This is a genomic window from Moritella sp. F3 (assembly GCF_015082335.1).
Classification (GTDB): domain Bacteria; phylum Pseudomonadota; class Gammaproteobacteria; order Enterobacterales; family Moritellaceae; genus Moritella.
The window spans coordinates 59135-80341 of the sequence record NZ_BLRL01000002.1 but is presented as its reverse complement, the minus strand read 5'-3'; the positions used below and the strand labels follow the sequence as shown (position 1 = coordinate 80341).

The following is a 21207-nucleotide window of genomic DNA, read 5'->3' as shown; positions in this document are numbered from 1 at the left end:
TTTTTCAACCCTATTATATTGCTGATTTCATCGACGTTCATCATACATTTCTTAGTTATAAGCTACTATTCCATATCGTATTATTCTGTTTATCATTAGTTTCAGGTTTAGCTCAATAATTGCTGTTATTTACTTCCTTATACCTACAAATGGTAATAGAGTAGTCTTTCTAGGTGTAAGGATATGTATCTTGCCATTCTCACATAAATGCCACGTAAACAAGGAAAGCAGATGTCTAAAATTAGATTTGATGAAACAGCTCGCAGTGAACGTTATTTTACCGCGACATTACTGTCACATTTATTAATGGTCAATGAGTTTGCAGGGCTAAAAGCATTGTTTAAAAAGCTTAATATAATGCCTGATAATACCCTTTCAGCTGATATTGAAATCGTTACTGAACTTGATCCATTAAGAGATGGGGCAAAAGCGAAAGGTAATATAAAGGATATATTTAAAGAGAGGGGCCGCGTTGCTGTTCCTGACTTATTTCTAAGATGGGGCAATCAGATCTTAGTTATAGAGGCTAAGTTTTTTACTGCGCCAACAGTCGTCGCTCTCGCTGATCAAGTGACTAAACAGCATGACGCGATAGCGATGATATTAGATGAAACCCAATATAGCCATTGCGAAATTAAATGTGCTTTGTTGACGGTTAATGAAGTGCGGGACGAAGATGAACTCTTGTCTGGTATATCGCAATTAACATGGACTGGTGTGATTGACATATTGCGAGATACATTAGGCGAAGAGCATCAAAGTAATATTGATTATTGCTTTAAAATCCTCGAAAACGCAGTTAAAAGAAGTGAAAAAGAGCTAATCAGTAATGTAGCAGATTATCGTCTAATCGCTAATATAGGCGAATTACTTAAGGCGTTACCTGAGCTTATCGTAAGTGAAGAGTTATTCGTTGGTTATACCGGCGGGATTGATGCTTTAGAGATAGCTGAGCTTGCCACGCTTGAACAACGCAAACATTATAAAGTGTCGAGATTACAGCCGAACAGTAATTGGGTCCGTATCGATGTTGTCATTAAGAAGTACTTGGATCTTAAGTTAGGTAGTGATTCTAGCATCGATTGATAATTTTAACGGGGATGGGTAAAACTGTACTTAACACTCTAGACTTATAGAAATATAACAACCACTCAAACATCGTATTATTGGAATGTTACTTGATAAAATAGATGTTTCAGGCTTATTTTAGCTGAAACATTGATTCCCCAATTTAGTGCAAAATTATCCCATCATGTTTAACCAGTCATAGCTAAATTAACATCTATAAATAAGGCTTAGAGTCGGTATCTTAAGTGAGTATGCTTTTGGTTCTGCGCTGTGTTAACAAAAACAACGGCAGCACAGTAAGGTAAATGTACTGAAGCCGCTCAGCCTTTCTAAATTACCACTTAAACGCCTATCCAACCGTTCTTATATTAAATGGAAATTAAGAGGTATAGGCGTCTTAATTATATGCTTAGTATTTATTTACTATTTAATGCAGAGGTATTTTCTTTTACTATTACTGATTAAATCGTTTTATCTAGTCGTTATTCGCGCAAATACACGTGTAAACATTCTGGTTAAAGTGTAAATATAAATATGATGGAATTATTATGATTGTTCGAGCTTACTCGATTTCTGCAAAAAAAAATCAATTTTGGCATAAGCTGCACATAATTTCGTTGCTGATTATAACTTTGTTTTCGGCCTATCAATTATTGGAGTTCAACCGCCTTATTTTTTCTTTAGGGTTTATTTGTGTCATTCCTTCAATGGTGCTGTTATCTAAATCATCAACGTATAAAAGAAAGTATTTAACATAAATGAGATTTTAGTTTGCTATTCATTGAATAAAAGCCTCCTCGTTAGAGGTTATTAGGGTTAAATCGTCGATATGCATTTACCAACCAAGATCAACACATCCTCAATTAGCCAACCTTAACGCTCGACATTGAATTACTGCAAAGGATAAAATAGCCTCATATTAATTTTAAATGACTCTTCTATATAAGGTATTACCATGAACGTGTATCAGTGTTGTGACAAAGTCCGTGAGTTGTATTCATTAATCGGCAGTGGCGATCAAGGTTATATCCCCAAAGCGATTGGCTGTGCACTTAAAGCGTTAAACGATGTTGCGGGTGATGAGACTTTGCCTGACGATGTTCGCGATAAAGCCGCTTTTGCAGCTGCGAATTTACTTATTTCAGACTTTGAAGATTAGTCTTTCTTTACATAGAATAAATAAGCAGTCCAAATAGGGCATAACACCATAATGTTGGACTGCTTTGTCTTAACGTTATTTTGTTACTCTGATTAGTGTGCTGCTATCGGTATGCGACATTGGCTGACCGTAAATATCTAACATCGTATTTTGTGAATAAGTTAGTTTATTTTCTTCAATTTTGATGTTCATACTAAAGCCTGTTGTTGAGGCTTTCCCTGTCATATATGAACCTTCAGCTATCCCTCGTGCAGGTGCAGTCAGTGTCATTGTTTTACCTGCAACACCTTCAGCGGTGACACAGGTAGTACGTGGTATGCAAAATGAGTTGTATACCATTTGATTTTTAGCATCATAGATAAAATAACCACGTTGATCATGAAATTTAGAGCCATCTGACTTTCTAAATACTTCTTGTTTGTAATATAAAGCCACTAAGTATTGCTCGCTTGCATTCTCGGCATCTGCTGCCGCTTCAAACGTCATTGTTTCGAAAAAAGGACTCACTGCAAGAGAGCCTGCTCCTTGTTCAGAACCGACTTTTGCAGGTGCAACATCAACACCGGCTCCTTCCATTGTTTTCCAAGTCCCTACAAGCTGGGCGAGAGGGCCAAAATCCATCCCGTTAATGACATTTTCATTCGCAATTGTTGAAAACGACATTGCAGATGCGAGGCTAAGTACAAGTAATTTTTTCATAAATATAATCCTTAATTAGTCCAATGGGCTTTATTTTCTGCGGCCAATATAGTTGGTTAGCTGAGAGTGGACGTTGATCTAGGACAAGCTTAATTTATGTTTGCTATACTTTGTGGGTATTTTTAAGTTGTTGAATTAACTTGATAAGTTTGACCAATTGGTTTGATTGTTAGAACCTTTTGAAGGTCTTGGTAATGTGATCTGTCGACGAATAATTGAGTCGTCTTGTTTTCTAAAACGTAAAAATGCGAGCATGGTATGGAACATTTATAAGTAAATTAATCCACATCATACTCGCCTTTATTAGCTTAAATCCTAACAGAAGGTTACGACTCGACAGCACCGCCACTTTCAACCTATTCAACAAAACTACCCGCTAGATTTTTAACTGGAGTCAGCCCCATATCTGCAGGCGTTTTCGCAGCATAAAGTGAACGTAGCCCGCGACACAATAAAATACGTAGGTTTTGTCTTAATATGCGTCGCTATATAGTTGAGCTTAGCGTTACGCCTATTCACTATCTATTGCTGATTTCAACAACGTGAGTGAAGCCTGAATTTGCGCTAACGGTGATGCAAAGTTCATGCGATAGAAGTTTTCATCAGGCTCACTAAACCAAGTGCCTGGGGTAAGCGCCAATTTTGCTTGCTGTGTTAATAGCGATTTAAGCTGCGCCGACGTTAATCCTAAGCCAGTAAAATCAAACCAAATTTGATTAGTGCCTTCAGGTTCAAACACTTTCACTTGTGGCAGTTCATTGGCCATAAATGCGGTGATCCAATTGCGGGTATTTTGGGTATAACTTAAAAAGGCATCAAACCATGCTTGGCCTTGCTGATAAGCTGCGATGGTCGCGTTCGTGGTAAAGATATTTTCGTGGTCAAGCGACATTGATACCACGGTGCTTTTGATCTTCTCACGTAATACTTTGTTGTCACTGTAAATATAACCATTGGAAATACTGTTTAAGCCGAAGTTCTTAGCTGGCGAACCAATAATCGTTAAGCTGTTGTCATAATCTAATGAACTAATACTGGTGAATGTGGCATCGTCAAACACGATGTCGCCATGGATCTCGTCACTAATGATGAGGGTGTTATATTTCTTCGCTATTGCGACCAGTTGTTCTAATTCTGTTTTGTGCCAAACTCGACCGACAGGGTTGTGCGGGTTACATAACAACACCATTTTCACCTTGCCACTTTGCAATTGTTTTTCAAAATTTGCAAAATCCATGACATATTTATCATTGTCGATTTGTAACGTGTTGTTCACTGCTCTACGTCCTGCCGATTCAATTAAGCGGCGAAATTGATGATAGACCGGTGTTTGAATTAATACGCCATCACCTTCGTCAGTAAACTCGCGAATTAATAAGGCTATTACGCTTAATACACCCGGTGCTGGTACAAAGTGGTCGGGGTTAAGGTCAAGATTGTGACGGGTTTTATTCCATTGTGAAATAGCCTGGAACACCGTTTTAGAATCGAATTCGTATGAGTAAGTCTCGCGGCTCACCAGCTGTTGCATGGCTTGGGTTATCGGTGAGGCAATGGGGAACTCCATGTCTGCAATCCAGTAAGGGGCAACGTCGTCGGTGCCATAGACTTGCTTAAGCATATTACTGTCGTGCTTGATGAACTTGTTGTTAATATCGGTCTGACTTGGTGCTAGTTTCAGCATGGGTTTATCTCTGCCATTGTAGTCTGATATAACTAAGACGGAGATAAATAAAAAAGACGCAGATTATTTAATGACTCATCACTATTATTTAATGATGAGTCTTGGAGCTAATCAATCAGTGCAAGAGAATCTAAAATACCTTTACCACTGTGGATCCCACCCTCATTTTCACTCGCTGGTTTACTGCGGATTAAATACCCTGCATAACCCGCTGATTCCGTTACCGGCTCTCCATTGTAATAGGCGGTAAACAGACCTATTTCACTGACCAAATCGTCTATTTGAGTTTGCTCGCCATCACGCACTGCAATGGTTTGCGTCTCGCGTTCATGTGGATGTAAACGTAACATTAACGCCCATGCGTCGTACTCAGTGGGTGCAAGTTGATTTAATTTATCGCTGATATCGTCACCAAAAATACAGTGACCACCACCTTCACCTTGATTCTTTAATACCCATGCTTGTTTGTCTGCTTGGGTGTTAAACCAAGTGATGGTGCTTTCATTCACTGGCTTCATTTCTGCAAGCACACTTTTGACTAATTGCGCTTCTTCTAGTGTCAGTCCCCAGCGCACATAGTCTTGAGCGGGCATTATCGTGAGCAGCATTTGTATGGTTTTGCTGGTGGCCAACTGCTGGCCAATAGTGGCATTCATCGCTACATGGTGTTGTTCGATAAACAATCTTGTCTGGCTTAACGTCTGACAGCATACGGATTCATTACGCTTTGGAGAATAGTAGTCTGAATATTGGTAGCCAGCGCGTAGATACACCACGTCGATAGCACCGACACCTTCTAACATTAAGCGTTGGTTGTCGCCTGTTGCAAGCTGGGTACTGAGCTGCTCAAACGTCCGCCTTACTGTGCGTAAGCCATTTTTCTGCAGCGCGATTTCAAGTAAGTGCTGGTCGTAAACATTATCCTCATTGTCTTGGATCACCATCAAGAAGGTTGGCTTAGCTTGGGGCATGTCGGCAGTAAATGTCGCTTGGACTTTTTTAGCGGCTTGGGCAATACCATAAGCGAGTTGTTCTAGGCCTTGATTTTCTGCTGGTGTCGCTGGGCTCGTTTCAGAACTACTTTCAGAGCTAGTTTCAGACCAGGTGCGATAAACCGCTGGCCATTGGTTTGCCATAAAGGCGTGAAACTCTGTCGCACGCTGTCCAAATGGCGCCATACCTGCCGCGATACCATTAAATTCGATAACTTTAGCGCCGTGTTGACGGTCATCCATAAAATCGGTGCGCATTAACAGTAAAGGTGTACGTGCTGGATTAATGGGATGATCTTTATCACCATGCGCTTGCTGATGCAGCGCTAACAAGCGACCGAAAAAGGGATCGGCTTTGGCCATGTTTTTTAATGATGATTGTAGGTAATCATGGTCTTCAGATAGGTTGCTGATTAGCTTGGTGATCAGCGGGGTTACTTTACGCAAGTGTTCATACACTTCACGCTTCATTGTCATTGGTGCAATGCTAAAAGGGCAGTGTCTTGCTGTGTTGTCTGCTTGACGAAATGCAACGCCATGCATGATTGCCCATTCTGTGGCGTCTTCAATTACGTGCTGTGGGATCATTGCGTTTGCTTGGTTATTCATTTTTACTCCAATAAAGGGTAACTGCTGATGCGCTGCTTTATACTCGGGCTAGCATTTAGGAGAGCTACTACCATCTTTTCTGGTGTAGTCGACAATACCGTTTTGGTCTACTTCAAAATCACAACATGCCATCATTTGTTCACGAAATTTGACTCTGCCTCTTTGTACGCGGCTCTTGGCTCCAGAAAGCGATAAACCCAGTTGTTGGGCTATGTCTTTTTGTGAAACCCCCTCAAGCTCTGCTAAGCGCAGTGGGATGCCGTATTTTTCTGGTAGTTCGTCAATCAAAGGACGCAAACATTGCGCTAATTCTTCGCGAGCTTCAATGCCTTCATCTTCCTCTTCAGCCACGAGGTCGTCGGGTAGGGGGTCATAAGGCTGACGCCCTCGATAAAAATCCATGATGGTGTTGTGCGCAATACGATAAAGCCAACCTTTGAGGCTGCCAGTTGATTTTAATTGATGTAAATTACTGCTGGCCTTGATGTATACATCTTGCAGGATATCGTCAACAGCGTTGGCATCATCAATGCGCTTGCTTACATAACCGCGCAGTTGCGCTTTGTGATTTTGCCATTCAGATAACATATTTATGGAGCCTCAACTTAATCGATTTACGGTATGCATTAATTACAGTAATTGTTATTTACAGTACTTATAGCCAGACGGTGTTATTTACCAAAAGACGCAAAGAATAACCCACTTTGTTTATTTTATTTGTATCGTCACCATTGTGCACCTTTATTCTGCCTTAAAACGCTTGGATGAAATAATGATAATTCAGTTATCTCGTACTCCAAAACGCAAAAAGGCGAGCATGATAATGAACTATGTCCACATCAATGCTCGCCTTTGTTAGCTTAAATACGCAGTTCTAGACCTGCATATTTACACCAATTTATTCTTTACCGAATACGTTGTTTTCTTGCTCAAGTACGCGGATAAAGGTAGTACGCTTGCTTAGCTCTTTTAATGAAGCTGCACCAACGTATGTACAAGTAGAACGTACGCCACCTAGGATATCAAAAACAGTGTTTTCGATAGGACCACGGTAAGGAACTTCTACTGTTTTACCTTCTGAAGCACGGTATTTAGCAACACCACCTGCGTGTTTGTTCATCGCAGTTGTTGAGCTCATGCCATAGAATTTTTTTGTTTTCTTGCCATCAACTTCGCACAGTTCGCCGCCACTTTCGTCGTGACCAGCTAACATACCGCCAAGCATAACGAAGTCTGCGCCGCCGCCAAATGCTTTAGCAACGTCACCAGCACAAGAACAACCACCGTCACCAACAACCATGCCTGAAAGGCCGTGAGCAGCGTCAGCACACTCGATGATTGCAGAAAGTTGTGGGTAACCAACACCTGTTTTAACACGTGTAGTACATACTGAACCAGGACCGATACCAACTTTGATGATATCTGCGCCAGACAGGATAAGTTCTTCTGTGATTTCACCAGTAACTACGTTACCAGCCATAATCGTTTTAGTTGGGTATGCTTTACGTACTTTACGCACGAAATCAATGAAAAATTCTGAGTAACCATTAGCTACATCGATACAGATAAACTGTAGACGATCATCTAATGCTAGAACTTGTTGAAGTTTTTCGAAATCTGAATCAGATGTACCAGTTGATACAAAGATGTGGTCAAAGATTTCTGGGTTTGCTTCTAGGAACTCTTTCCATTCAGCTACAGTGTAATGCTTATGTACAGCTGTTAGCATTTTGTGTGCAGCAAGTTCTTTCGCCGCTTCAAATGTACCTACAGTATCCATGTTTGCAGCAATAACCGGTACACCTGTCCAAGTGTACTTGCTGTTAGGGAAAGTGAATGTACGCTCTAAGCTTACTTGTGAACGACTCTTAAGAGTTGAACGTTTTGGGCGGAAAAGTACATCTTTAAAACCTAGCTTCAATTCTTGTTCTATACGCATGACATCTATCTTCTGTTTGTCTGCACAGGCTCTTATTCTTACGCGATGCTATATAGCAGGCGCAAGGAAAACCCTAAATGAATGGGTTCATGGATGGTACTGTGCAAAAAATTATAAGGATTTTAGTTTAAGCGGTACAAGCGAATCGTGTGTGCGGGTAAGCCGCGTTTATCCAACGCGCTTATACGGACTGATATTAGTCTAAGGCTTGTTATCTTGTAAAGTCTTTATTTTCCGGTTGAGAGGGTGAAACCGTCATTTCTTGACTCGAAAGTCAGTATTTATGCGGCTCTAGAGGGGGTAATAATAATTGAAAATAATTTTAAACGAACAAATGGCTAACATAGGGGGGATTTATGAACCGTAAACATGTTTATAGCTGGCAAGGACAAGCTAAAAAGGGGAAAGCTAAAAAAGACCAAGCCCACAGTATTGAGTGCGAACTGTGAGTGCTTGGCCAAGGGTTTTATTATGAATGACGAACAGGAACCAACTAGCCGCGACAGGCTAGGCTCGTCATTTTAACGAGCTACGCTTTTATAGCAGCGAGAACAAGTTCTTTACATCGCTTAGATCTGGGATTAATTCCATTTCGCTGCCGATGTTGTGTTGCTTAGCCAGTTTGTAAACTAAGCGTAGTACCGAGTAATCTTCTAGGGCAAAGCCTACAGAGTCGTACAAGATAGTGCCGTCTGTTGCTACGTTCAGCGTTTTTTCGCCTTTCACAATTTCGTGTAATTCAGTGCAAGTGAAGTCACTACCCAGTTGTTGGATCTCACCTTCAACACGTGATTGTGGTAGATACTCAACAACAATCGTTGCGCTTTCTACTAGTTCTTTTTCGATTTCAGTTTTACCTGGGCAATCACCGCCAAGACCGTTAATGAATACGTCTTTGCTGATCATGTCTTTGGTTAATACTGTTTGGTATTTTTTATCTGCTGTACAAGTAGTAATTAAATCAGCACCTTGAACCGCTTCACGCGAGTCTTTACACGGCGTTAGGCGAATATCGAAACGCGCCATGTTCTGCTCGAACTTACGCATTGCTGCAGGATCTGTATCAAAGAAACGTACTTCTTTTAAATCAAACATGAACGAGTAAGCAAGGAACTGAAACTCACTTTGCGCGCCAGTACCGATTAACGCTAATACTTGTGAATCCGCTTTCGCTAAGTGCTTCGCTGCCATCGCTGACGTTGCCGCCGTACGGAAACCAGTCAGCAGTGTCATTTCTGAAAACATCAGCGGTTCGCCAGTTTCAGTTAACGATAATTGGCCTGTTGCCATTACTGTCATTTTATTTTGAGCTGGGTTTTTTGGGTGACCATTCACGTATTTAAACGAATACATTTCCGCATTAGAAATCGGCATTAACTCGATAACACCGTCTTCAACATGGTTAGCAACACGTGCGCATTTATCAAAGTCGTGCCAATTTTTGTAATCTTCAGTCAATGTATCATTAAGCTGAGCAAAAAATTCTTTATAGCCAACTTTCTCGATTACCGCTTTAATATCTTTAATTTCTAAAACAAGCATGATGATCCTTTTAAATTCCGTCTAAGGTAGAAGAGAAAAATCGAATTTTTCCATTACAATCATGATTATAAAAATCAATGAGTGGTTTATCTAATACGTTTAATGTTGAGATACACACTTGTTATGTGTATCCGTTAAAATGTTATTTATACCGATTTAAGTGTTATATGTATCGGTTTAAGCTTATTAAATTGCCAGCATCACGCCCTCGGGGTATGATTAATTTTCGTCTATTAGACTCACCTTATACTTAAATACGGATTAAATACCTGCCTATGCCAGCCAAAGGAACTAAAGGTAAAAACCGTAAACAAGAGTTAATCAATGCCACATTAGATTGCATTGCTAACGAAGGTTTACAAAAAACCACAGTACGTAATGTGGCTGAATATGCCAATGTCACCAACGGTCTGATCCGTTTTTACTTTTCAGGTAAAGACGAGATGCTACGCGCCGCGTATTCGGCATTGCTCGAGATCATGTACGTTAACGCCCGTGTCGAAATTAACGACCAGGACGTGTGCGCCAAGACACGATTACAGCACTTTATACAAGCGACGTTATCAGCGCCAATTGTGTCACCACGTACCGTGTTGTTATGGGCTAACTTCTTGCCGATGACTTACATCGACCCTGAAATGGCCGCTATTCGAACTAATGAATATGCTAAAACAACGAAGATATTAGCGCCGTTGATTAGTGCTGCATTAGCCACCGATAATATCAAAGTTGATCATCATGAATGTGAGATTCTAGCGATTAAAATCAATGCTTTGATTGATGGTTTATGGCTAGAGGGCAGCATGGCTGCCTACAAATTCAAAGATAATGAACTGGTCAATATCGGTATCGACAGTGCGTCTGCTATCCTATCTATTTCGTTAGATAATATCTAACCGGTTCTGTAAAAAGAATTAGATCTAGCACTCATAAATAGTATAAACATACACACTGTCGTATTACTGTTTAATGACGTTCTAGTGGGAACGTCATGCAGTGTGGACCACCGCCTGTCTTCAAAATTTCCGTCGAATGCAACTCAAATACCGTGAAACCGCGTTCACGTAATTGCGCGTTTACTTTGGTATTAGCGCTTAACGAGATGATACGTTTGTTACCCAGAGCTTGCAGGTTACAGAAGTGCTTAAATACGCCTGCTTCTTCAATCTTAATTAAGTCGTAACCGGCTTCATCAAGGTAAGCTTGGAATTCTGCTGGTAAACCGTCGTAATACGTTACGGCTGTCTTTTCACCAACGATATTAAAGATCATATCAAGGTGTAGGTATTCTGGTTTCGAGTTAACCGAAATGATGGTGTAGCCTAGTGGTTCAAGCTGTTCACGGATACTTTGGATGCCTTTTTCATCAGAACGTTGTAGCGTACCAATGGCTAGCGTTTTTTCATCCAACTGCCAGAAGTCACCGCCTTCTAATACACCTTCATGACAAGTCGCGATGATTGGCACACCGAGCTCTGCTAATTTTTCTGCATAAAGTAGGCTTTCTGCGTGACGTACTTCTTCTTTAAAGCGGCCAAGTACATAACCTTCTTTGATGTTGAAACCAAAGTCACGGGCAAATACTTGGCTTGATAAATGTTCAGTCGGTGCAAGCACTTCAACATTAATGCCGTTTTGCTCATAGATATCAATCAGCTGTTGGTGCTCGCTTAGGCATTTTTGTTGATCGATTTGCTCGCCTTTCTCTAACCAATCTTCTGCAATTTTGTTAATTGGTGAAAGATTGAGGTACGTTGGAGAGCAAAGCAATACTTGTTTCAATTCGCCTGTCGCTGATTTTACATAACTGGTTTCCATAACCTTTTCCTTTTCCATAAGTCTTATCTTTTAATTAAAATTATTACTGGCTGAATACGCACAATCTCGATTGAATAAACGAGGCGCATTCAGGTCTAAATTAGGTTCTTGGGCTGAGATGGATGCCGGCGATCATGCAGCGGATAGAACCGCCAGCTAGTTCGATAGTCGGTACACTAAAGCCTAAGATTGTTGAATGTCGTTCAATACGCTCTACTTGGTCAGGTGTTAATGCGTCTTTCGCACGTTGTGACATCACCAAGTGGCTTTTGCCCTTACCTGTTAACTCAATTGCGTTACCGGCAAAGTTATCAATTTGGTCGAAACTCAGTTCAATGACTTCGATATCTGATTCTTCTAAACGTTGGCGAACGGCAGCGCGACGAGCTTCATTTGGGATCATGTCCAGGCAAATAAGCGCGTATTTAGAGGCGACACACATCATCACATTGGTGTGATAAATCGCGGTGCCAGATGCATCTGCAGTTTCAAACGCCATTGGTTCGTATTGGAAGATAGCGCAGAAACGTTCCAGAATAACTTCGCTAGAACGGTTTGATTTAGCGGTATAAGCGATACGGTTTACGTTATCTAATACCATTGCGCCAGTGCCTTCAAGAAACAGTTCATCCCACTCTAAACCAGAGAAGTCGATAACATCTTGCACGCGATAATTGGCTTTTAACATTTCAATAATGTCACTGCGGCGTTCACGTCGGCGATTTTGTGAATACATTGGGTACAACGCAACATGGCCACCACTGTGGGTTGAAAACCAGTTGTTTGGGAATACTGAATCTGGGGTTTCTTTTTCCCCAAAGTCATCAAATACGTGGACGTTGATGCCGTGTTCGTTTAATCCTGCGACCACGATGTCAAATTCATTTTTTGCTTGTAGTGATATGCCTGTGCGATCTAACTCAAGTGAGTCTTGCTCATCGAGGCCGGTTTTTTGAAAAGCATTATCAACTGCAGTTTCTGGATTCGAGAAAAATTTCCACGGTCGAACCATTACAACTGAATTTGGCGCTTGGATTAAAGCCATACAACTTCCTTTTATGAAATCATGTTTAACAAACATGTCATTAACAACGAGTCATTAAAAACTTGTCATTAAAAAAATAGGTGTTTTGCAAAACTATGCAACTGCATAAACAATAAGGCAGACATTGATTAAAGTCAATTAATCGGCAGTGTAATGAGCACGTGTTGATGGCTATAAAATTCTATAAACAGCTATGTTAGATATGTTAATGCATTGTAAATATTAGTTTTTTACTGTTTGTTAATAAATTATAAAATTTGTTATGGAATGTGATGGGGTTATCGGTTTTATATATCGCGGCAGGGAGATAAGTTAGCTTATTATGGGGTATTTGTGATTTTTAGCAGGGTAATAAAAATGGCTTGAACTGAGTCAGTCCAAGCCATTTATGCATAATGTTAGCTCACTATTTAGCTAATATGTTTATACGCTACTTAGCTAACAGCTTAATAAGCGTTTGCTCGTAAATGTCAGCTAACTGCTCAATGTCCGAGATCTTCACGCATTCATTCACTTTATGAATTGTCGCGTTTACAGGCCCTAATTCGACTACCTGTGCGCCAGTCGGTGCGATGAAACGACCATCTGATGTACCACCTGAAGTAGACAATTCTGACGGGTAACCGCACACACTTTCAATTGAATCGGTGATGGCGTTTAGCAAGTTACCTGGTTCAGTAAGGAAAGGTTGGCCGCTGTGGATCCAGCTTATTTCGTAGTTTAAGCCGTGCTTTTCAAAGATGCCTTCAATACGGTATTTGATTAAATCCGCTGTTAGCTCTGTTGAATAACGCAGATTGAACTGACATGTAGCGTCACCTGGTACTATGTTGCTTGCACCTGCGCCACTGCGGATATCGGTGATTTGTAGCGTTGTTGCAGGGAAGTAGTCATTACCTTGGTCCCATACTACCTGGCTAAGTTCAGACAAGGCTGGTGCTAGCTTGTGAATTGGGTTTTCAGCAAGGTGTGGGTAAGCCACGTGACCTTGAATACCTTTAACCACGATATCGCCAGTAAGTGAACCACGACGACCATTCTTAACGATATCACCGACTTTATTCGTGCTTGATGGTTCGCCAACAATACACCAATCGATTTTTTCGTTACGTGCTTCAAGGGTATCAATGACACGGGTTGTGCCGTTGATGAACGGGCCTTCTTCGTCACTGGTGATAAGTAGGGCAACCGAACCTTGATGATCAGGATGCGCTTTAATGAAGTTTTCAACAGCCACTAAGAAAGAGGCAATTGAACCTTTCATGTCAGCGGCGCCGCGGCCGTGTAAGTAACCATCGATAACCGTAGGTACAAATGGGTCTGTATCCCAATCTTCAATTTTACCTACAGGGACAACATCGGTATGCCCTGCAAAACAAAATACCGGTGCAGTGGTACCACGACGAGCCCAAAGGTTAGTGGTGTCTTCAAATACCATGGTTTCGATAGTAAACCCCAGTTCTTCAAGACGTTTGATCATCATTTGCTGACAACCAGCATCTTCGGGTGTTACTGATTTACGGCTAAGTAGGTCTTTGGCAAGTTGTAGTACTAAACTGTCTGACATGAGTAATTCCTTTTTACAGCATATTGTGAGCACTGGCTTATGTGAAAAGCCAGTGCTTTAAGTATTGGGTGTTATTTAGAGTGCTTATGTTGACTCTTTACTTTGAAAAGAGGGCCGCATAACTGTCGGCTTTAAAGCCTAATGTTAGCTTTCCGTCTACATCAAGAATCGGACGTTTGATCATTGCAGGCTGTTCGATTAGCAATTCAATAGCAGTCGCTTCAGTTAGCGCTGCTTTTTGCTCATCGCTTAATTGACGGTACGTGGTACCACGTTTATTCACGACTTGTTCCCAACCCAGTGTTTCACACCAAGTGATCAGTTGTGCTTTATCTAAACCATTAACGCGGTGATCGTGAAATGTAAATTCAAGTTCGTTTGCTTCTAACCATTTTTTCGCTTTCTTAATGGTGTCGCAATTTTTAATACCGTACATCACAGTCGTCATTTCAATTCCTATTGGCTTTCTATTTTTCTGTAAACATCATACTGCCAGTATAAATAATTGGCTGATAATTGGTAGTGCTAGTGACGGTAACAGTGCTGATTATCAGAGATAGTGTTGGATCTATCCACTGTGGATCTGTTATGTCGTTATTTGCGAGCTAGCTCCTTTCCAATCGCCGTGGTATTTCTTACCCTGTCAGCATTATTTATACAACACAGGACGTGGAAATTATGCCGCAACAATCAGTTATTCAAGTCGCACTCATTGAAGACGACGAGATTGTGCGCTTGGCGATTAGTCAGCGACTTCAGCTAGCGGGTTATGATGTTATTGAATGTGCAGATGGTGATTCGGCATTAAACAGTATTCCAGCAGCTTTTCCAGGCATTGTTATTTCTGATGTGCGCTTACCTGATATCTCCGGTTTAGCGCTGTTACCACAGCTATTAGCTAACAATCCTGAAATGCCGATTATTCTGATGACAGGCCATGGGGATATTAATATGGCCGTTAATGCATTGCGAGACGGTGCATTTGATTTCTTAGAGAAACCTTTTGATCCAGATAAATTAATTGAAACCGTTGGTTGTGCAATTGAGAAAAGACAGTTACAACTTGGAGCCAATAAGCGTGAGGAATATTTACAGCAGGCACAAGGGCTAGACCAAATCCTGATTGGTTCGAGTCCTGGTATGGTTGAGTTACGTCAACAGCTCGTTAAAATCGCCAATATCGATACCAATGTCATTATCTATGGTGATACTGGTTGTGGTAAAGAGTTGGTTGCAGATTGCTTACATAAAGTAAGTACACGCTCAAAAGGTAATTTTGTGGCGTTAAATTGCGCAGCTATTCCTGAAGCACTATTTGAAAGTGAGCTATTCGGTCATGAAGCAGGGGCTTTTACTGGGGCAATTAAGAAACGTATTGGTAAGTTAGAATATGCAGATAAAGGCACACTGTTTTTAGATGAAATTGAAAGTATGCCGCTTAATATGCAGATCAAGATGCTACGTATTTTACAAGAGAAGTTAATTGAACGCGTAGGTGGTAACAAGTCGATAGCGATAGATGTGCGGGTTATTGCTGCTGCTAAAGAAAGTTTGAAAGATAATGACGCATTTCGCCAGGATTTATTCTACCGTTTGAACGTCGCCCAATTATATTTACCGCCGCTGCGGGAACGTGGCGAAGATATTTTATTATTATTTGAGCACTACGTTAATTTGGCTAACAGGCATGCCAAGCCATTATCGGGTATGGATGAAAAAACGTTATTGGCGTACGGCTGGCCAGGTAATGTGCGAGAGTTAATTAATGTGGCGACGCGTTTTGCCCTCGATGCGGTGTTAACCGTTGCTGATATTTTGGTGACCAAGCCGATAGTCAGTGTTGATACCAGCTCTAGTGAACTGTCACTGGCAATGCAAACGCAAAACTTCGAGAGAAAGGTAATTGACGAAGCCTTGCGAACGCATAAAGGTAGTATTATTGAAGTCATGGATATGCTTGATTTACCACGTCGGACGTTGAATCAGAAAATGCAAAAATATGACCTGCAGCGCGCAGACTATATTTAGTTATTTGATTTAATGTAATTGAATGCAATTTAACTGCATTATTTACTCAGGTGGCAAGATCTTGCTTATTGCCACTGCTTTATTCTACCGATCTACTTCTCCCACTATTGTTCATACTCGTTTTAAATTACCCCTTAAGTATATGCTATTGATCTTTTTAGATGATATTCCAGCATCGTATTACCAATCAATTATGTTTTAATATTGTTAATGTGATGTTTACCCCCTTAATGCGCGGATGGGCTATTTCTTGCTTATCAAAACCTTGCTTATCGGCATGATCTTGCTTACTTATTGTTGTTAATTATTTTAAGGTTATATTTAACAATGAGTTAACTTATGGCATTCTTGTTGCAACCTGTCATGTATAACGGACGAAATAATATTGTCTATTACTCATCAATGCTCAGTAATAGACAATGAAATTAATAGTAAAAACACGCTTTACGTTAACAATAAAAACAAGGAAAGATCATGTTTAAAGGAATGTTAAAAAAATCATTATTAGTATCAAGCGTCATACTTGGTTTAGCTACGACATCTGCAGTTGCTGAAGAGAAACGCAGTTATATTCTTGCAACAGCATCGACGGGTGGTACTTATTACCCTGTGGGTGTTGCACTGGCGACATTAAGTAAAATTAAACTGGAGCCAAAATATAAATTTTCATTAGCGGCGATTAGCTCTGCTGGCTCGGGTGAAAATATTAAATTACTGAGTGACAATGAAGCGCAATTTGCCATTTTGCAAGGTTTGTATGGGGCATGGGCTTGGCAAGGTGAAGGACAGTTTAAGCAAAGTGGTCCACAGAAAGACTTACGTTCGGTGAGCATGCTGTGGCAAAACGTAGAGCATTTTGTTGTGCGTAGCTCGTTAGTTGAAACGGGCACTATGAGTGATTTAAGTAATTTAAAAGGTAAGAAGTTTTCTATTGGTAAGAAGAATTCGGGTACTGAACATTCAGGTCGCCAGATCATGAGCGGAGTGAATGTTGATCCGAATAGTTTTAACTTGGCTTATTTAGGTTACAGCTCAAGTACTGACGCGATGCAAAATGGCGCGATTGATGGGATGAATATTCCAGCTGGTATGCCAGTTGGTGCGATCACGCGGGCTTTTGCTGCGATGGGTGATGACATCTCTTTATTACAATTTACAGATGAGCAAATCAAACAAGCAAACAGCGAATATCCACTATGGACTAAATTCACTATTCCAGCAAATACGTATCCAAGTCAGAGCAAAGCAGTAACGACGATTGCGCAGCCTAATTTTTTAGCGGTACGTGATGATGTGTCTGAAGAAGATGTTTACCTATTAACGAAAAATATATATGAAAACCTACCGTTCTTAAACAGCATCCATAAAGCCACGAAAGCAATGGCGGTAGAAAAATCAATTAAAGGTCTACCAGTACCATTACACCCAGGTGCTGTACGTTATTACCAAGAAATTGGTTTAACAATCCCTGCTGAGTTATTACCAACCGCACTGTAACAGACGACGTTAAGTATTGATAAGAAGGACTGCTACCACGATGGTAGCAGTCAAAAAGGAATTTGTTATGGACAAGCAAGTCGAAGAAAAGTTAGAGCAATTTGAATCCGCCACCCGCACTGATTTTCCCTGGGTAACCGCGTTTATTTCTGCCTGTGGTGTGGTGCTGTCGTTATTGCATATTTGGTTTAATACCTTTGCTACCATCCCTGAATTATGGGCTTCTGCTACTCACTTTGCTGGGTTTTCTGTTATTTGTGCGCTTTGGTATCCGGCGCATAGAAGTCTAAAAAGCAGTAAGTTAGCACTCGGTGTTGATATTGTAATCGCCTTCGCGGCACTTGCTTGTTTAGCGTATATCCCTTTTGCTGAAGATGCCTTGTATGAACGTGGTGTACGTTTTATTACCAGTGATTGGGTGTTTTCAATTATGGCGATCATCATTGTATTGGAATTGATCCGCCGTACGATTGGCTGGTTTATTCCGGTGTTAATTGTTATCTCATTAACGTATGTGGTGTGGTGGGGTCAGTTAGTACCCGGTATGTTCCATTTCCCTGGGTTAAGTTTAGAAACCTTGTTGTATCGCAGCTTTTATAGCTCAGAAGGTATGTTTGGCGCAATCTCACGTATCAGTTGGAGCTTTGTGTTCATGTTTATTCTGTTTGGTGCTTTTCTGGTGCGCTCTGGGGTTGGTGATTACATCATTAACCTATCGCGTGCGGCGGCAAATAAAGTCATTGGCGGTCCTGGTTTTATCGCGGTGTTAGCATCAGGTTTGATGGGATCTGTATCAGGTTCGAGTGTGGCTAATACTGTATCGACAGGCGTTATTACTATTCCTCTGATGCGTAAAGCGGGTTTCCCCGCACGTTTTGCAGCAGGTGTTGAAGCGGCTGCATCAACGGGGGGGCAAATAATGCCTCCGGTGATGGGTGCCGGCGCGTTCATTATGGCTTCTTATACACAGGTGCCTTATGTGAGTATTATCGCGGTATCAGTTGTACCTGCACTGATTTATTTTTTGTCGGTGGCATTTTTTGTACGTATCGAGGCCAAGCGCAGTAACATCCAACAAGTTAACGCGTCTGATGATTCATTCTCATCTGTACTTTTAGCTGGTTGGTATAATTTAATTCCACTCGGGGTATTAGTGTTCTTATTAGTATCTGGGTTCACGCCGACTTATTCAGCTGGTTTATCGATTATCTCTGTCGTTGTCGCATCTTGGTTATCACCCAACAAAATGGGCATAAGAGCGGTATTTGAAGCACTAGAGCAGGGCGCTAAAAACATGGCGACGACTGCGGTACTCTTAGTTGGTATTGGTCTGGTTGTTAATGTGATCAGTACGACTGGTGTGGGTAATACCTTTTCGTTAATGATCAATGAGTGGGCTGATGGTAGTTTGATGTTGATGTTAGCCTTGATCGCGCTGGCCTCATTAATCCTTGGCATGGGTTTACCGGTGACGGCGGCCTATATTGTCTTAGGCACCCTTTCTGCGCCGGCGTTATATACATTACTCGCCGAAGCCCAGTTGGTGCAAATGCTCATGGATGGTCTGTTACCAGCGCAAGCACACGGTATATTCATGTTAGCCGCTCCGGAGCAAATGAGCGCATTAGCTCAACCAATGACGCAAATGCAAGCTGAAAGTTTATTAAGCTTGGTACCGAGTGATTTCATGGGGACTTTGTTAGAGCAGGGGTTAGGTGCTGATAAGGTGATGCTCGCATTACTTTCTGCGCACTTAATTATTTTTTGGTTATCACAAGACAGTAATGTTACTCCGCCAGTTTGTTTAACAGCATTTGCTGCCGCCACTATCGCGGGTACACCACCAATGCGTACGGGGTTAACTGCATGGAAAATAGCGAAGGGCTTGTACCTAGTACCGATACTGATGGCTTATACCTCGCTGGTGAGTTGGGATATGATGACGGTGGTCACGGTGGGCTTTTTCGCTATCATAGGTACTTATGCATTTATTGCGGGTATTGAAGGCTACTTAGAAAGTGAATTGAATATTTTCCTACGTGGATTTTCGTTATTACTTGGTTTAGCAATGACGTGGCCCGATTTACCCTTAGTCGTCAGGGTTGTGGCGCTAGTTAGTTTTGTGGGCTTGTTTGTGTATACGAATCGCCGTTATAAATCTGTGGTAACGGCACCTGCTGCTGCCGTTTAGTTAGGGATAATAAAATGACATTAACGACATCAAATGTGGCAACAGGTACTGATAACAATTGCACTGATAGCAATACTACAGTTAAGAATGGCACCGATAATAATAACTATGATTACATCATTATCGGTGGTGGGATTGTTGGTGTTTCAACGGCTTGGCAGCTGCAACAGCGTGAGCCGGAAAAGCGTATATTATTAATCGAAAAAGAAAGTAAGTTATCACAGCATCAAACTGGCCATAACAGTGGGGTGATCCATGCTGGGGTTTATTATGAACCCGGCAGTATGAAAGCTAACTTCTGTAAAGCTGGTGTGGCGGCGACGAAAGCGTTTTGCGCTAAGCATGATATTCCCGTTGAAAACTGCGGCAAACTGCTGGTGGCAACGAATGTACTCGAGTTACAACGTATGGAAGCACTGTATAAACGTTGTCGCGACAATGGCATCGACGTTGAATTATTAGATGCTGCAGGTCTTGCTGGAAAAGAGCCGAACATTACTGGATTAGGCGCAATCCTGGTGCCTTCTACCAGTATCGTTAATTACAGTTTAGTCACCGAAAAAATGGCGGAAGCATTTTGTGCGCTCGGTGGCGACATAGCCTTAGAAACAGAAGTGACGCATTTAATTGAAAGCAGTGAACAGATTGATGTGCAATGCCAGCAAAAGGCACCGTTAGGTCATTCGTTCAAAGGCCTCAGTTATGTCGCTAAATTCTTAATTACGTGTTCTGGCTTAATGGCCGATCGCGTGACTAAGATGCTTAACATTGACACTGAATTTCAAATCATTCCTTATCGCGGCGAATATTACCGTTTGCAGTCTCAGCATAACAATATTGTTAATCACCTTATTTATCCTATCCCCGATCCTGAGTTGCCATTTTTGGGCGTACATTTAACGCGTATGATCGACGGCTCGGTGACGGTTGGTCCTAATGCTGTACAAGGGTGGAAACGAGAAGGGTATGGCAAAGTAAACATTGATTTACGCGATATTGGCGACATGCTTAAGTTTGCTGGTTTTTGGCGAGTGAGTGCTAAGAATTTAAAAACGGGCTTAATTGAAACCAAGAATTCGTGGTGGAAGCCGGGTTATTTGAAGCTGGTTAATAAATATTGTCCTGCATTGAAAGTATCTGATTTAGAGGATTATCCAGCGGGTATTCGCGCGCAAGCGGTATTGAGAGATGGCAGCTTAGTGCACGATTTCTTATTTGCCGAGAGCCCACGTAGTTTACACGTTTGTAATGCGCCATCACCTGCCGCGACATCTGCTATCCCAATTGGTGATTACATTTGTAATAAAGTGCATGATAAGCATCTAACACCAGCACTATAGCAAGAACTGTCATTAGTACTATCATCAGT

17 protein-coding genes are annotated in these 21207 nt (G+C 41.3%); 7 read left to right on the top strand and 10 right to left on the bottom strand.

Annotated features, from left to right (window positions below; translation table 11 throughout):
- Positions 1-231 precede the first annotated feature (231 nt).
- Positions 232-1086, top strand: coding sequence for a hypothetical protein (locus JFU56_RS03505; RefSeq protein ID WP_198435911.1), 855 nt, complete (start codon positions 232-234; stop codon positions 1084-1086).
- Between the two features lie 937 nt (positions 1087-2023).
- Entirely contained in the window at positions 2024-2227 is a 204-nt protein-coding gene (locus JFU56_RS03500) for a YaeP family protein (RefSeq protein WP_305798234.1), read from the top strand.
- 75 nt (positions 2228-2302) lie between these two features.
- Here the strand turns inward: JFU56_RS03500 and JFU56_RS03495 are convergent, their stop codons facing one another.
- The 6 genes from JFU56_RS03495 to JFU56_RS03470 form a co-directional block, all read right to left on the bottom strand.
- A complete protein-coding gene (locus JFU56_RS03495) occupies positions 2303-2926 on the bottom strand; it encodes a heme-binding beta-barrel domain-containing protein (RefSeq protein WP_198435910.1) in 624 nt (207 codons plus the stop codon).
- Between the two features lie 511 nt (positions 2927-3437).
- The gene (locus JFU56_RS03490; RefSeq protein ID WP_198435909.1) at positions 3438-4610 is read right to left on the bottom strand and encodes a MalY/PatB family protein; all 1173 of its coding nucleotides are present in this window, start codon (positions 4608-4610) and stop codon (positions 3438-3440) included.
- A gap of 107 nt (positions 4611-4717) precedes the next feature.
- On the bottom strand, positions 4718-6211 hold the full coding sequence (locus JFU56_RS03485; RefSeq protein ID WP_198435908.1) for a glutathione synthase: 1494 nt from the start codon (positions 6209-6211) through the stop codon (positions 4718-4720).
- Between the two features lie 48 nt (positions 6212-6259).
- Positions 6260-6799 carry an RNA polymerase sigma factor SigZ gene (sigZ, locus tag JFU56_RS03480; RefSeq protein ID WP_198435907.1) on the bottom strand — a complete coding sequence of 180 codons (540 nt, stop codon included), beginning with the start codon at positions 6797-6799 and terminating at the stop codon, positions 6260-6262.
- A gap of 310 nt (positions 6800-7109) precedes the next feature.
- On the bottom strand, positions 7110-8150 hold the full coding sequence (locus JFU56_RS03475) for a GMP reductase (RefSeq protein WP_198435906.1): 1041 nt from the start codon (positions 8148-8150) through the stop codon (positions 7110-7112).
- A gap of 537 nt (positions 8151-8687) precedes the next feature.
- A complete protein-coding gene (locus JFU56_RS03470; RefSeq protein ID WP_198435905.1) occupies positions 8688-9692 on the bottom strand; it encodes an ornithine cyclodeaminase in 1005 nt (334 codons plus the stop codon).
- 275 nt (positions 9693-9967) lie between these two features.
- Here JFU56_RS03470 and JFU56_RS03465 point away from each other — a divergent pair, with 275 nt between their 5' ends.
- On the top strand, positions 9968-10588 hold the full coding sequence (locus JFU56_RS03465) for a TetR family transcriptional regulator C-terminal domain-containing protein (protein ID WP_198435904.1): 621 nt from the start codon (positions 9968-9970) through the stop codon (positions 10586-10588).
- 70 nt (positions 10589-10658) lie between these two features.
- Here JFU56_RS03465 and JFU56_RS03460 read toward each other — a convergent pair whose 3' ends face one another.
- From JFU56_RS03460 to JFU56_RS03445, 4 genes are all read right to left on the bottom strand, one after another.
- On the bottom strand, positions 10659-11510 hold the full coding sequence (locus tag JFU56_RS03460) for a dimethylarginine dimethylaminohydrolase family protein (RefSeq protein WP_198435903.1): 852 nt from the start codon (positions 11508-11510) through the stop codon (positions 10659-10661).
- A gap of 100 nt (positions 11511-11610) precedes the next feature.
- Positions 11611-12555 carry a citrulline utilization hydrolase CtlX gene (ctlX, locus tag JFU56_RS03455; protein ID WP_198435902.1) on the bottom strand — a complete coding sequence of 315 codons (945 nt, stop codon included), beginning with the start codon at positions 12553-12555 and terminating at the stop codon, positions 11611-11613.
- 430 nt (positions 12556-12985) lie between these two features.
- Complete coding sequence (gene dapE / locus JFU56_RS03450) at positions 12986-14122, bottom strand: succinyl-diaminopimelate desuccinylase (RefSeq protein WP_198435901.1); 1137 nt, start codon at positions 14120-14122, stop codon at positions 12986-12988.
- 97 nt (positions 14123-14219) lie between these two features.
- Positions 14220-14570, bottom strand: a complete 351-nt coding sequence (locus JFU56_RS03445) for an ArsC family reductase (RefSeq protein WP_198435900.1) — start codon at positions 14568-14570, stop codon at positions 14220-14222.
- A 230-nt stretch (positions 14571-14800) separates the two neighbouring features.
- Here JFU56_RS03445 and JFU56_RS03440 point away from each other — a divergent pair, with 230 nt between their 5' ends.
- From JFU56_RS03440 to lhgO, 4 genes are all read left to right on the top strand, one after another.
- Positions 14801-16150 carry a sigma-54 dependent transcriptional regulator gene (locus JFU56_RS03440; protein WP_198435899.1) on the top strand — a complete coding sequence of 450 codons (1350 nt, stop codon included), beginning with the start codon at positions 14801-14803 and terminating at the stop codon, positions 16148-16150.
- A 474-nt stretch (positions 16151-16624) separates the two neighbouring features.
- Positions 16625-17647, top strand: coding sequence for a TAXI family TRAP transporter solute-binding subunit (locus JFU56_RS03435; protein ID WP_198435898.1), 1023 nt, complete (start codon positions 16625-16627; stop codon positions 17645-17647).
- A gap of 67 nt (positions 17648-17714) precedes the next feature.
- Positions 17715-19838 carry a TRAP transporter permease gene (locus JFU56_RS03430; protein ID WP_198435897.1) on the top strand — a complete coding sequence of 708 codons (2124 nt, stop codon included), beginning with the start codon at positions 17715-17717 and terminating at the stop codon, positions 19836-19838.
- 14 nt (positions 19839-19852) lie between these two features.
- The gene (gene lhgO, locus JFU56_RS03425) at positions 19853-21178 is read left to right on the top strand and encodes an L-2-hydroxyglutarate oxidase (RefSeq protein ID WP_242065832.1); all 1326 of its coding nucleotides are present in this window, start codon (positions 19853-19855) and stop codon (positions 21176-21178) included.
- Positions 21179-21207: the final 29 nt, after the last annotated feature.

What these genes read in the sequence shown, in the direction of transcription:
- JFU56_RS03475 (WP_198435906.1), bottom strand. Translation starts at nt 8,150, where the DNA reads ATGCGTATAGAACAAGAATTGAAGCTAGGTTTTAAAGATGTACTTTTC.
- JFU56_RS03460 (WP_198435903.1), bottom strand. Translation starts at nt 11,510, where the DNA reads ATGGAAACCAGTTATGTAAAATCAGCGACAGGCGAATTGAAACAAGTA.
- JFU56_RS03485 (WP_198435908.1), bottom strand. Translation starts at nt 6,211, where the DNA reads ATGAATAACCAAGCAAACGCAATGATCCCACAGCACGTAATTGAAGAC.
- JFU56_RS03440 (WP_198435899.1), top strand. Translation starts at nt 14,801, where the DNA reads ATGCCGCAACAATCAGTTATTCAAGTCGCACTCATTGAAGACGACGAG.
- JFU56_RS03500 (WP_305798234.1), top strand. Translation starts at nt 2,024, where the DNA reads ATGAACGTGTATCAGTGTTGTGACAAAGTCCGTGAGTTGTATTCATTA.
- dapE (WP_198435901.1), bottom strand. Translation starts at nt 14,122, where the DNA reads ATGTCAGACAGTTTAGTACTACAACTTGCCAAAGACCTACTTAGCCGT.
- lhgO (WP_242065832.1), top strand. Translation starts at nt 19,853, where the DNA reads ATGACATTAACGACATCAAATGTGGCAACAGGTACTGATAACAATTGC.
- JFU56_RS03430 (WP_198435897.1), top strand. Translation starts at nt 17,715, where the DNA reads ATGGACAAGCAAGTCGAAGAAAAGTTAGAGCAATTTGAATCCGCCACC.
- JFU56_RS03490 (WP_198435909.1), bottom strand. Translation starts at nt 4,610, where the DNA reads ATGCTGAAACTAGCACCAAGTCAGACCGATATTAACAACAAGTTCATC.
- JFU56_RS03495 (WP_198435910.1), bottom strand. Translation starts at nt 2,926, where the DNA reads ATGAAAAAATTACTTGTACTTAGCCTCGCATCTGCAATGTCGTTTTCA.
- JFU56_RS03505 (WP_198435911.1), top strand. Translation starts at nt 232, where the DNA reads ATGTCTAAAATTAGATTTGATGAAACAGCTCGCAGTGAACGTTATTTT.
- JFU56_RS03445 (WP_198435900.1), bottom strand. Translation starts at nt 14,570, where the DNA reads ATGACGACTGTGATGTACGGTATTAAAAATTGCGACACCATTAAGAAA.
- sigZ (WP_198435907.1), bottom strand. Translation starts at nt 6,799, where the DNA reads ATGTTATCTGAATGGCAAAATCACAAAGCGCAACTGCGCGGTTATGTA.
- ctlX (WP_198435902.1), bottom strand. Translation starts at nt 12,555, where the DNA reads ATGGCTTTAATCCAAGCGCCAAATTCAGTTGTAATGGTTCGACCGTGG.
- JFU56_RS03435 (WP_198435898.1), top strand. Translation starts at nt 16,625, where the DNA reads ATGTTTAAAGGAATGTTAAAAAAATCATTATTAGTATCAAGCGTCATA.
- JFU56_RS03465 (WP_198435904.1), top strand. Translation starts at nt 9,968, where the DNA reads ATGCCAGCCAAAGGAACTAAAGGTAAAAACCGTAAACAAGAGTTAATC.
- JFU56_RS03470 (WP_198435905.1), bottom strand. Translation starts at nt 9,692, where the DNA reads ATGCTTGTTTTAGAAATTAAAGATATTAAAGCGGTAATCGAGAAAGTT.